This is a genomic window from Aneurinibacillus sp. UBA3580 (assembly GCF_002375825.1).
Lineage (GTDB): Bacteria > Bacillota > Bacilli > Aneurinibacillales > Aneurinibacillaceae > Aneurinibacillus > Aneurinibacillus danicus.
The window spans coordinates 6,186-18,495 of sequence record NZ_DFMZ01000024.1 but is presented as its reverse complement, the minus strand read 5'-3'; the positions used below and the strand labels follow the sequence as shown (position 1 = coordinate 18,495).

Here is a 12,310-nt window from a genome sequence, read left to right as displayed (position 1 = left end):
GCGGCTGCAGCCAGCACAGCGACCGTGTTGGCATCTGCCGAGTACGGCTTGGTAGTGAGTGCCGGAATCGGTGGCGGCTTTGCCGGTCGGGCCGAAGTAGGCTCTCTGGTGGTGGCGAGCGAGATCGTTGCCGCCGACCTGGGAGCGCAGACGCCGGAAGGTTTCTGCAGCCTGGACGAGCTGGGGTTCGGCTCCACCCGCGTTCCGGTTGACACTGACCTGACGACCCGGGTGACGGAGGCGCTGTATGCGGCTGGACTTCCGGCCACGACCGGACCGGTGCTCAGTGTATCAACTGTAACGGGTACTGCTGCGACCGCCTTAGAGCTGGCCTCACGGGTGCCGGGAGCGGCTGCTGAGGCGATGGAGGGATATGGCGTGGCTACGGCAGCCCGTAACCGCGGCGTACCGGTCCTGGAAATCCGTGCGATTTCGAACCCGGTCGGTCCGCGTGACCGGACCGCCTGGCGTATCGAAGAAGCGCTAAACATACTAGAAGCAGCGAGTTCAATATTATCGGAGGTGTTATGATGAGAATTGCCTTTTCTCCTTGTCCTAATGATACTTTTGTTTTCCATGCCTGGGTACACGGGTTGATACCTGACGCGCCAAAGCTCGACGTTACATACGCGGACATCGATATTACCAACAGTCTGGCGGCCAGCTCCAACGGGCCTGACGTGCTCAAAATTTCGTATGCGGCTTTGCCGTGGGTGCTGTCCGAGTACGCACTGCTTCCCTGCGGGGGAGCGTTGGGCAGAGGCTGTGGACCGCTGATATTGACGAAAAACAGTACGGAGCCAGCGGCGCTGGCCGGCCGACGGGTTGCGGTACCGAGTGAGCGATCGACCGCCTACCTGCTGTTCCGGCTGTGGGCAGCCCAGCATGTACCAGAAGGCGTGGGCGAAATCGTGATTATGCCGTTTCACGAAATTATGCCGGCAGTGCGCGATGGTCTGGTTGATGCCGGGCTGGTAATCCACGAGGCGCGCTTTACCTATCACACGTACGGGCTAAATATGTTGGCTGACCTGGGGAACTGGTGGGAAGCCGACACCAATCTGCCGATTCCGCTGGGAGCCATCATCGCCCGCCGGTCACTCGATCTGGAGGCAATTGCCGGATGGATTCGCACGTCGGTCGAATACGCATGGGCAAACCCGGAAGCATCCCGGGATTACGTGATGTATCACGCGCAAGAGTTGGCTCCTGAGGTAGCACAGGCGCACATTGACCTATACGTGAACAAGTTCACTGCGGATTTGGGCGAGGACGGATATGCGGCGGTAACCGCTCTGCTTAGCCGGGCCGCGCAAGAAGGACTCGTGCCGAAAGTGGATTTCGGGGCGCTGCGCTGACGCGATCGGCGGACAATGAATCCGGGAGTATAGGGATTCAAAGGATAGTAGACACCGGGTAAACAAATAAGCCACCTGTATATACAGGTGGCTTAAGGTAATGCTTATCGTTCTTCAACATATTTCCGTCTTTTTCACGAGTAAAAGCGAACCTAGAAGGAGAAAATTCTAAAAGAACAACGAACGTACACTTTATTTTACATTTGCGATATCCACACTACCCCTATGCCCTTTCTAGAGTCAAATTAAAAAACTGCAAGAGTCCAGGTGGTTTATATTGAATTTGAAAGGTAACATCATTTATAATTTAATCGAATATTTAGAATTATCGGCCTTATAGGGAGGGTGCTATGGATACGAAGTTCATTTATAAAGGATTACCACGGCCTGAGTCGTCCAATTTAATCTCCGGCATCCAAACCGCATGGGTAAAATATATTGAAGAGGGAATAAAGCCTGAATCTCTACTTCGTTCAGAAATTATTGCTTCCTGGGAAAGATCGAAGAAATTCGGAGTGAACCCTTTGCAGAAGCAGGTTGAGGAAAGCATTGGAAATGATGAACTAAGTTTATTTCAGGAAAAAAATGATAAACTTCTTCACTACGCCAGACCGGATATGAAATTCCTGGCAGAATCTCTAGAGGGATCGGGAACTATAATAACAATTAGCGATAAAAATGGGCTTTTATTGGATATGTATGGAGATCGTGAAATTTTAAGAAGAGCGGAGAAAATAAATTTTCTTCCAGGGTCGGTCTGGAGTGAAGAAGTTGCTGGAACGAACGCTATAGGTACGGTTATAAAAAATAAGATGCCCGTGCAGATTTTATTTACTGAACATTTTTGTACGGGATGGCAGGATTGGATTTGTGCGGCGGCCCCTATATTGAATCCGTTTTCACATGAGTTAATGGGGGTTTTAGATATATCTGGAAAGTGGAGAAATATTCATCCGCACACATTAGGATTAGCGATTAGTAAAGCTAATAACATCACCAGGTATATCGAGAGGATTATTTATCATGAGGGATTACGAATGAATCCTTTCTTGACGGCCACACTTGGTTCTTTTGAGGATGGAATTATTATTGCAGATGAAAAAAAGAATATTTTGAGGACCAATACAAAGGTAGAATCATTTATAAATGAAATCAATAAGAAGAAATCGCTTAAAGACTATCCGGAAATTGAAGAACTTGTCGATAATGTTATAAGCAGTAAATTGTCGGTTGTTGAAAACGAGCTCACGCTCAATGGTATGCGAGACAGGTTCATTTGCACTGTACATCCTGTCATGTTTGATCGAAACACTCTACTCGGGATAGTGGTTTGTTTACGTAAAAGCGCCCAAAAATTCAATGCAAAAGAGAGTAAAAGCATAATATCGGCAGCAGATTCTGGAATAGCAAGATATACATTTGATCATATGATTGGCTCAGCTCCCACATTTGTAAAGAGTGTTGATAAGGCTAGAAAAGCGGCATCTTTAGATTCTACTTTACTTTTAACCGGGGAATCTGGTACCGGAAAAGAGTTGTTTGCCCAGGCAATACACAATGCAAGTGAAAGAAGTCATAATCCTTTCATTGCTCTAAATTGTGGTGCAATTCCTCGCGAGTTGATTGAAAGTGAACTATTCGGCTATGAACAAGGGGCTTTTACGGGTGCCAAGCAAAAAGGGAGCAAAGGAAAGTTTGAATTAGCAGATGGAGGCACCATTTTTCTAGATGAAATAGGAGACATGCCTTTAGAAGTACAAGTTCATCTTCTTCGTGTTCTTGAAGAAAGAATGATTATGAGGGTCGGTGGTGATAAAGTTATACCGATCAATGTGCGAGTAATTGCAGCGACTCATAAAAACCTGATGGATGCTGTACGGACAGGGACTTTTAGGGCTGACTTATACTATCGTCTTCGCGTAATCGAATTGAAAATTCCCTCTGTGCGTGATAGGTCTTCGGATATTCCGCTTTTGGTTAAACATTTTCTTAAACAACTTAGTGGGAAATTTGGTAAGAAGGACATTCAAGTAGATTTACAAGCAATGAGGTGTCTACAGTCTTATTCATGGCCAGGTAATATTCGGGAGTTAAAGAATGTAATAGAACAAGCTATTTTTAATATGGAAGGAAACACTATCCTTCCGTGTGATCTTCCGTCAGAGCTATTAGCGGGAGAAGAACAAAGTGTAACGTGTGAAAAAGAACATTTTATTACTGTAATTAAGGCTGCCGGGGGAAACATTACCCTTGCTGCTGAAAGATTAGGAATCTCCAGAGCAACAATGTACAGGAAAATGAAGCAATTGGGCATCTCTTCTGAAACCGTTCATTAAAAGTCTTATTTAAGGGAAAACCGATTTTTATAGTGTGAGACAGATGAGACGAAACGGAAAGTGTTAAAAATAGTTGAATTAAAAAAGGATTTGTATCAAAAAACGATACAGATCCTTTTTTAATTCTATTCGTATTCTTAGAATGGTTGACTTAAGAAGCCCGGAAGGCAATTCATCTGCAGGAAACATCATGAAAAGAAGGATAGATAGTGAAACCTTGAGACAAATGATACAGCTCATGTTTCATTGAGACAAAGGTAAAGATGATGGAACGCTAACAGGCCCAGTATTTTCAATGATATTCCTTTATATGAACATTTGGCACCCTTTTTGCTAAATGATAAAGACAGAAGGGAGGGATAACCCCTTTATGTAAAAAGCCACATCACACAAAAATGAAAAGGCTTACAATAGATGGATAAAAAGGAGGATCAAATATTAAAACGGTAAATTGAACGGCATTGATAACTTATGAGATTCATTGAACAACGCAAAATAAAGAATGAAAGGGGAATCAAAGATGGGACTGTTAATGACCATTGATAACGGTGGTACATTTACCGATGCGTGTTTGATCGATGGGGAGCGCGTGTTTCGTGCCAAGACCCTCACAACACCGTATGACTTAACCAAATGTTTTATCGAAGTGATCAAGGCTGCTTCCAAAGAGATTTATGGGGAGGAAAACATCCGTGCTCTTTTAACCGATCTTGATTATCTGCGTTATTCCACTACAGGAGGTACGAATGCAATCGTGCAGAAAAAAGGACCGCGCCTCGGTCTCATCCTGCGCGAAGGGACAAATCCTTCATTTCTGTTGGGAAGTAACGAAGAAAAAGAAATGTTTACTGCTATGGTGGATGATCGTATTGCGGGGATTAACCCCAATGGGGAAGGGCAAGAATTGGAAGCTAGAGTGGTAGAAGTCATTAACCAATTACTCTCCCAGGGTGCTAATCGTTTAGTCGTTAGTTTAAGTGGAGCGAATATGGTAGAAGACGAAATTAAAATTAAAAAGATTATTTTACGGAAATATCCCCGCCATCTTTTAGGAGCGGTTCCTGTATTATTCTCACATGAGTTAGTAGATGACGTAAATGATAGCAGACGGACTTGGGGGGCTTTAATTAATTCATTTCTTCACTCGGGTATAGAGCGCTTTTTATACAACGCAGAAAATGTGTTGCGTGAATACCGTACGAAAAATCCGTTGCTTATTTTCCATAATGATGGTAGCTCAGCCAGGGTAGCCAAGACTACAGCCATTAAAACCTATGGTTCAGGGCCTCGCGGAGGAATGGAGGGAACGAAGGCACTGGCTCAACATTATAACATTCCGGCATTGTTGACTCTGGATATTGGGGGAACCACTTCCGATATTGGTTTGGTCAAAGCCGGTCAGATTAAAGAAGATGTATACGGAAAAATTGAAGAGATTCCAACGTCATTCTCTTTAAGCGATTTGATTAGTGTGGGTGCGGGTGGAAGTTCAATCTTCAAGGTTGTGGAAGGAAAGATTGTTGTTGGTCCGGAAAGTGTAGGAGCTGCACCGGGACCCGCTTGTTTCGGACGCGGAGGACAGGAACCGACGATTACGGATGCATACCTTTTGATGGGAGTATTGGATTCTCGGTCCTATTTCCGTGGTAGCATGGTTCTCGATGAGTCCCGTGCCAGGGCAGCAATCGAAGAGAAAATTGCGAAGCCCCTTGGAGTAAGCCTTGAAGAGGCTTTAGTGGCAATGGAAAAAGCGTATGAGGAAAAGATTGCGAAAGGATTGGCTGTTTATCAGGACCAGGCGGACGAAGTAACGCTGTTAGCTTTTGGTGGTGCAGGACCAATGAGTGCTTGTGGAGTGGCAAGGGCGGCAGGAATTAAACAAATCGTTATTCCGCGTTTGGCTGCAGTCTTTAGTGCGTTCGGAATTTCATTCAGTGATATTGCGCATGAATATCAAGCTAATTTAGTTGAGATTAAAGGAAAGGGTTTACAGGAAAAGTTAAATCAACTGGAAGAGCGGGCTAAACGGGATATGTTTGCGGAAGGGTTCGATATCTCGGAGTGTACAATTCAAACTCATCTCAGCTTTTTCCGAAATGGGGAGTACCAGACGATTACACTTGACCCATTAGATACCGTAATCTTCGGATTGGAAGGAGCCCAGGATATTCGCCTTCATCTTAAAGTGGAAAGGCCAATTGCTCACATTAAGTTAGAGAATAAAAAGAAATTGAAGGAACATGCTCCAGCCCCACTATATCAAAAATCAATTTTAAACACGGAAAAACAATCAAAAGAGATTCCGGTTTATCGTTTTGAGGAGATGAAGCCAGGGGCTATCGGAGCAGGACCCGCTTTGATTGAAGATGAGTATTTCACCTGCCGTATTTTAGAAGGGTGGACGTTTAAGGTCAACGAAAACAAGGATATCTTTTTGTACGATGAAGGGGGGAAAGCATAATGAAAGCTAACATGACGGAGTATTTAGCAATCGATCTGGAAAAAGAGCTTTGGTGCTGCCGCAAATGTGACCACGAAATTGCCTCGGCTCGTGGAAATTATAAAGAAGGTCTTCTCGTGTACAATCGTGATCCAAGAGAAATTCATAAGCCTATTATTAATCCTGATTGGTATGAGTTTACTTTTTCACCCGATCCCAACTGGTGCCAGATTCTTGAGTATTATTGCCCTAATTGTGCAACCATGGTGGAAGTAGAATATTTACCACCCGGCCATCCTCCACTACATGATATGGAATTCGATATCGATGCATTAAAAGATCGTTATCTTAAAAGAGAGGTGAAGAGAGCATGAAACAAGTGAGTGTAGATATTGGCGGAACGTTTACAGATTGCTTTCTGGTTTGGGATGATATTTATTTAGAAACGAAAGCGTTAACAACACACCATAACCTGGCACTTGGTTTTATGGAGGCACTGGAGCAGGCATGTAAAGAGCTTGGGAAAGATATTCGCACCGTCCTTTCTCAATTGGATTCCGTGCGATATGCCACAACTTTGGGAACCAATGCCCTGATCGAACGAAAAGGACCAAAAATTGGATTGTTGACTACAGCCGGTTATGAAAGTCAGGTCCCTTTAAGCCGTGGTCGCGGTTATGGTGATGGTTTGACACCGCAGGAGCAGCAAGACTTGCCTGCCGGTCAGCGCCCCGAGCCGATTGTACCAATTCCAATGATAGCAGGGATTCGTGAGAGGATTGATTATAAAGGCGACATTGTAATGCCACTAGATGAAGAGCATCTTCGTCAGCAAATTCGACACCTTGTTGACCGCGGGACCCAGGCATTTGTGGTCGGGCTGGTGAATTCCGTTGTCAACCCGGTGCATGAACGAAGAGTAGAAGAAATTCTCCTGGAAGAGTATCCGACCCATATGTTAGGTGCGATTCCTGTTATTCTTTCCCATCAGGTAGCTGAACGGAAAGGAGAATATGTGCGCATTACCTCTGCTATTCTGGATGCCTATTTGCATGATCAAATGTATCATGCATTAAGTTCGCTTGAAATGACGCTGAAGGAATACGGGTATAACAAACCTATGTTAGTCGTTCACAATATCGGTGGAATGGCCCAGTTGAACTCAACGCATGCTCTTCAAACGATTCATTCCGGTCCAACAGCAGGGATTAACGCCGCTGAGCACCTTTCAGAAGAATTTAATGTGGGACATTTAGTTGCCATGGATATGGGTGGAACAAGCTGTGATATCGGGGTTGTTGTAGGTGGTGGTATCCGATTTTATGATTTTAACCCTGTAATTGATAGATGGTTAGTCAGTGTTCCAATGCTTCATTTGGGAATTATTGGTGCAGGAGGAGGTTCCATCGCCCGCTACGATAAAACCTTGAAGCATATTGAAGTGGGGCCAGCCAGTGCAGGTTCTGAACCGGGTCCGGCATGTTTTGACCGGGGTGGAATCGATCCGACAGTAACGGATGCGGATTTGATTTTAGGATACTTAGATCCGGAATATTATGCGGAAGGTCACATTGCGCTAAACAAGAAGCGCTCGGAATTTGCGATTAGGGAAGCGATTTGTGATGAATTGGATATAAGTGTTGTGGAAGCGGCGCGTCAAATAAAGAAAAAAGTAGACACCAATATGGCCCACGCTATTTTTAAAGAACTTGGTGTTAAAGGATATGATCCGAAAAACTTTACCCTCCTGGCATATGGAGGGAACGGGCCTCTCCATTGTTGTGGTATCGCAAAAGTTCTTGATATCGAAAAAATCTTAATTCCTCCGTTCTCTCCTATTTTCTCAGCAGTGGGAGCAGGTATCATGAATCAGGTAAATATTCATGAAAAATCGGTGTTTATGAACATTTATGATTCCAATACGCGGAGTCTCTTTAAAGAATATGATCGCTTCAACTCGATCGTCGAGGAATTGGAAGAGGAAGGAAAAGAGGAGCTGTTGCGTCAGGGAATCCCGGAAGAAGCAATTCAGCACCGGCTGGAACTGGATATGCGTTACGGAAATCAGCTGACACAAACTTCCGTTATTTCTCCAGTCAACCGTCTAAATAATATGGCTGAAGTGCTGGAGCTGGTGAACTCGTTCAGCGTAAACTATGGCGAACGATTTGGGGAGGGAAGCCAGCAGCCTGAAGCCGGTATCCGGATCAATACGATCCGTGTGCTATCTTTCATTGAGCTGGAGCGGGTTGAGTTTAAGAAACCGATTGAAGATCAAACAGAAGCGCCGAAACCTGTTAGTAAACGTAATTGTTATTTTGTTGATATCGATGAACCGGTGCTTACGAATGTGTACCGTACACAATTGATTCAACCGGGGGCTGTTATTGAAGGACCTGCACTCGTGGAATCGCCCCGTACTACCTATCTAATTGAGCCGGGCTGGAAATTGATTATGGGCGAACAAAATTCGGCCTGGATTGTAAATAATCTGAATAATAGTTCAAGTAATAAATTTCAAACGAATACGATGGCCGTAAAATAATAAAAGGGAGTGTGGAAACATGGCTTTGGATGAATTGAAGCGAGAACAAGAGCTAGTAGAGAAATTTTTGAAAGAAACCACCCTTTTTCTTGGTCCTGGCCCCGGTTTGATGCAGGACCATACCTTGGCTCCAATAACAGAAAGGGAAATGGAGGCCATCGAGAAGGTTACGGATCCTTCTGTTCTTAGTGTGGCACGCAGCAAGATGCAAGCAGGAACCAACGAAGCGTTTGAAATGCTTGAACAGATTGGAGCTGCACCAGGAGCAAAATGGGGGGATTTGGTTTGCGGGATCTTTACCGCGAAAGGAGACTTATCCATCGTAAGCTCTGGCGGAGTGTTAATCTTCGCCGGATGTACGCAATATGGGGTAAAATATATCGTTCAGAATTGGCTCGATGATCCCGATGTAGGCGTAAAGCCCGGTGACATCTTCTACTACAATGATGCTCGATATGGTGGAGTTCACAATACAGACCAAAACTTGATTATGCCGGTTTTTCATGAAGGGGAGTTAATTGCCTGGATTGTGACCGTTGTCCATGAAGGGGAAAATGGGGCGATCGAGCCGGGTGGTATGCCATCTGCTGCCGAACAAGTTTATGATCAGGGTCTTGCTATTTCACCGGTTCGGGTAGGTGAAAATTATAAGTTTTATAAAGATCTCCTCACTTATTTCCAAAATTCCGTTCGTGAGCCCAAATTGCAACTGGTGGATATGAAAGCCAAACTTTATGCTGCCCGCCGCATTGAACAGCGCATCGAGGAAACCATTGGTGAATACGGTGTAGATGCTGTGGTTGCCGTCTTGAGAAAGACATTAGATGATACGGTAGAAGAGGTAAAGCGCCGTCTTCGTCAATGGCCTGACGGCAAAGTGCGGATGGTGGGTATTGCTGACAGTACTTTGCGGGAAAATTTATTAATTAAAGCCAATCTGGAGCTAACTAAAAAAGGCGATCTCTTAACCCTTGATTTCCGGGGATCATCGCCCGAATTTGCCAACCGTCCTAACAACTCGGTAACAAGCGCGATGAAAGGGATGCTGGCCCAATTATTCCTATCATTTGTTTGGCCTGATCTCCCAAGGAATCAAGCAGTTCTAGCGCCAATGGAATTTATTGTCGATGAACATTCTATCTATAATGCTTCATACGATGTTCCGAATGCACAAAGTATGATGACGTTTTTTCCGGCGTTCACGGCAACGCAGGCAGCTTTAGCCAAATTTTTATACAACAGTCCGGAAAAAGCCACGAAGGTTTTGGCCCCTTGGTACAACATGATTAGGACTTGTATTTATGGTGGGGTAACCCAACATGGGGAAACTGTGGGTAATCTATGTGCCGACTTGAACGGAATGCCTGGCGGAGCAAGGGAAGGTCTTGACGGAGAGCACGCGATTGCGCCGATCTTTGCCCCGATGGCGGAGCAGGGGGAGCAAGAACTGATTGAGGAAGAAGTTCCGATTATGCAGCTTTCCCGCCGCCTGATGAAAGACAACCAGGGATTTGGCAAATATCGCGGTGGTCAGGGCTATCAAATGTTTTTGACGCAAAAGGATTCGGACTATTTCGGGTTTATGAGCACGACTATCGGTTCCAAATATCCGTCAACGTATGGAATTTTTGGAGGTTATGCCTGCCCGGCTTACCCGCTTTGCAAAATCAAGGGTGTGGATATTTTTGAGATTATGAAAAATGAACCGGAGAAGATGGTCTATACAACCGAAGAGATCATGAATAACCGTCCTTTCGAAAATGCTACCTATACAACGCATCATGGCGGATTACAATTTGAATTGGTTCAAGAGGGTGAGCTTTATATCATTACGCAAGGGACTGGTGGCGGTTATGGGGATGTACTCGACCGGGATCCGGAAAATGTCATTAAGGATGTGGAGGAAAACCTGATTTCCCAAGAAACGGCCAATAACATTTATAAAGTCTTTTACGATCCGAAAACCCTTGTACTGGATGTGAAAAAGACAGAAGAGGCACGACAAAAAGAGAAAGAAGACAGGAAAAAGAGAGGGATTCCGTATCAGGAATTCGCAAAAAATTGGGTAACCGATAAGCCGCCTGTTCATCTTCCCTTCTATGGTTCATGGAAAGATCGGGATATTATCTTTGCCGGATCCCCGGATAATGTTATGACGGAAGGAAATCTAAAAGCAGTATGGTTACCGAATCCAAAAGATGTTCGCATTTCAGAATTAGAAAAAGAACTTCAAGAATTAAAAGAAAAAATTAATTCCTAATCTTTAGATAAAATTAATATAGTTAACTGAAAAGTCAGCAAGTCATTTTTTGCTGGCTTTTCCAGCTACTATAAAAATGAAGGGGGGAATGAGGAATGAATTTTAAACAGTTTTTATTTCCGTCCGATACGAAGAGAAAAGTCTGGTTAGATTTTCTTGACTATGCCAACCGCCTTTTTGCAGCAGGCAGGGAAGACTTATGGAGTAATCCAGATACCTTTATCTCCATCTATAGCCAGGGGCAGGGACTGCTTCGTTCAGATGTGCTGAGTCTTTCTATCCTTGACTTCTACGCGGACTTTATTCATCGTGAACCGGAGGTCAGGGAACCGTGGATGGGCAGAAAACCGACATTTGCCTTAAAAAAACTGCTGGCACTGGAAGAACCGAGAAGGGTTCTTTTGGATGTTTTATCAGGACTACAAACTCTTTATCGGGGAAATCCGCCTATCGTACTTGCGATCCCCTCTCCACAAAGATTGCTTTTATGGTTGGATTCAGTGGTGCAGCTTGATCAGGATCATCCGATAAGCGGTGATGATATCGAGGCGGCAGCTATATATTTGGCCGAGTATTTACGGTCTTTTTCTACTTCAGGACTATCGGCGATTGTCATCATGGAGAGTGATTCTCCACTTTTAGATCTAAATGAAGCTCTGTCTCTCTACCAGCCCGTGTTCAATATAGTAAAACACTATCAGTGGTCGGTGGGAATCCAGCAGGAGGGAATAGCTCATGGAATTACCGGGGACGGGGATGAGGTAGATTTTTATCTCTATGGAGATAGCGAAAGTAGCGACTTGCTTCCTCTTTGGAAGAAGGGACTTGCCATTGGAGGGGGATTAAATCGGAATTTTTGGGAGGGGAATTCCGATTTATCTGAACTCCCTTCTATAGGACTCGCTTACGGGATGATCCCCGGGAATGCGGAACCTGAAAAGGTACTTGCCCAATTGAAAAAGTTGCATTCGTAAAAATTTTTGCGATTAATGGAAAGAGGTAAATGGAATGGATGTAATTGGAAATGGAACCTTGCGAGACCTGCTTAACGAAAAGACAGCCCTTCATCCTGATAAAACATTTCTTCTCTAAAGGAGAATGAACAGGTTTCGGAAGAAGAGATCATTTCCTTCTGCAAATACCGGCTGACCAGGTTCAAAGTTCCTGAATATGTAGAATTTATAACCGAGCTGCCCCGAACATCCGTTGGGAAGATTCAAAAGCATATACTCCGTATATGGCATGAGGAAGGAGTGAAAAACATATAAAACGAACAAAGCATAGTTGACAACTGAGTTTTAAAGGATTAATATACCTGTATGAAATAAAAAATATTTAGACTCTTATCGAGAGAGGTGGAGGGACTGGCCC

General features: G+C 44.5%; 9 protein-coding genes. All 9 read left to right on the top strand.

Translation table 11 applies throughout. From position 1 onward, the window contains the following. On the top strand, positions 1 to 531 hold a 531-nt coding region (locus B2899_RS03815), incomplete at its 5' end, for a futalosine hydrolase (RefSeq protein WP_286884158.1). Further along, positions 531 to 1,358: a 1,4-dihydroxy-6-naphthoate synthase gene (locus B2899_RS03810; protein ID WP_286884242.1), complete on the top strand. Its 828-nt coding sequence runs from the start codon at positions 531 to 533 to the stop codon at positions 1,356 to 1,358. The genes B2899_RS03815 and B2899_RS03810, both read left to right, overlap by 1 nt. A gap of 350 nt (positions 1,359 to 1,708) precedes the next feature. Then, positions 1,709 to 3,694, top strand: coding sequence for a sigma-54-dependent Fis family transcriptional regulator (locus B2899_RS03805; protein ID WP_286884156.1), 1,986 nt, complete (start codon positions 1,709 to 1,711; stop codon positions 3,692 to 3,694). Between the two features lie 520 nt (positions 3,695 to 4,214). After that, positions 4,215 to 6,155 carry a hydantoinase/oxoprolinase family protein gene (locus B2899_RS03800; RefSeq protein WP_286884154.1) on the top strand — a complete coding sequence of 647 codons (1,941 nt, stop codon included), beginning with the start codon at positions 4,215 to 4,217 and terminating at the stop codon, positions 6,153 to 6,155. Further along, entirely contained in the window at positions 6,155 to 6,508 is a 354-nt protein-coding gene (locus B2899_RS03795) for an acetone carboxylase subunit gamma (RefSeq protein ID WP_146812353.1), read from the top strand. The genes B2899_RS03800 and B2899_RS03795 overlap by 1 nt, the downstream gene beginning before the upstream one ends. Next, the gene (locus B2899_RS03790) at positions 6,505 to 8,679 is read left to right on the top strand and encodes a hydantoinase/oxoprolinase family protein (RefSeq protein ID WP_286884152.1); all 2,175 of its coding nucleotides are present in this window, start codon (positions 6,505 to 6,507) and stop codon (positions 8,677 to 8,679) included. Before B2899_RS03795 ends, B2899_RS03790 begins: the two co-directional genes overlap by 4 nt. A 19-nt stretch (positions 8,680 to 8,698) precedes the next feature. Beyond that, positions 8,699 to 10,939, top strand: coding sequence for a hydantoinase B/oxoprolinase family protein (locus tag B2899_RS03785; protein ID WP_286884150.1), 2,241 nt, complete (start codon positions 8,699 to 8,701; stop codon positions 10,937 to 10,939). A 95-nt stretch (positions 10,940 to 11,034) separates the two neighbouring features. Then, positions 11,035 to 11,913 (top strand): hypothetical protein, encoded by an 879-nt coding sequence (locus B2899_RS03780; protein ID WP_286884148.1) that lies wholly within the window; start codon positions 11,035 to 11,037, stop codon positions 11,911 to 11,913. Positions 11,914 to 12,018: 105 nt separating this feature from the next. Further along, positions 12,019 to 12,207, top strand: a complete 189-nt coding sequence (locus B2899_RS18375; RefSeq protein WP_414631745.1) for an AMP-binding enzyme — start codon at positions 12,019 to 12,021, stop codon at positions 12,205 to 12,207. Positions 12,208 to 12,310: the final 103 nt, after the last annotated feature.

Bases quoted from the DNA above. Each gene is read 5' to 3' on its own strand.
- B2899_RS03810 (WP_286884242.1), top strand. From the start codon at position 531: ATGAGAATTGCCTTTTCTCCTTGTCCTAATGATACTTTTGTTTTCCAT.
- B2899_RS03805 (WP_286884156.1), top strand. From the start codon at position 1,709: ATGGATACGAAGTTCATTTATAAAGGATTACCACGGCCTGAGTCGTCC.
- B2899_RS03800 (WP_286884154.1), top strand. From the start codon at position 4,215: ATGGGACTGTTAATGACCATTGATAACGGTGGTACATTTACCGATGCG.
- B2899_RS03795 (WP_146812353.1), top strand. From the start codon at position 6,155: ATGAAAGCTAACATGACGGAGTATTTAGCAATCGATCTGGAAAAAGAG.
- B2899_RS03790 (WP_286884152.1), top strand. From the start codon at position 6,505: ATGAAACAAGTGAGTGTAGATATTGGCGGAACGTTTACAGATTGCTTT.
- B2899_RS03785 (WP_286884150.1), top strand. From the start codon at position 8,699: ATGGCTTTGGATGAATTGAAGCGAGAACAAGAGCTAGTAGAGAAATTT.
- B2899_RS03780 (WP_286884148.1), top strand. From the start codon at position 11,035: ATGAATTTTAAACAGTTTTTATTTCCGTCCGATACGAAGAGAAAAGTC.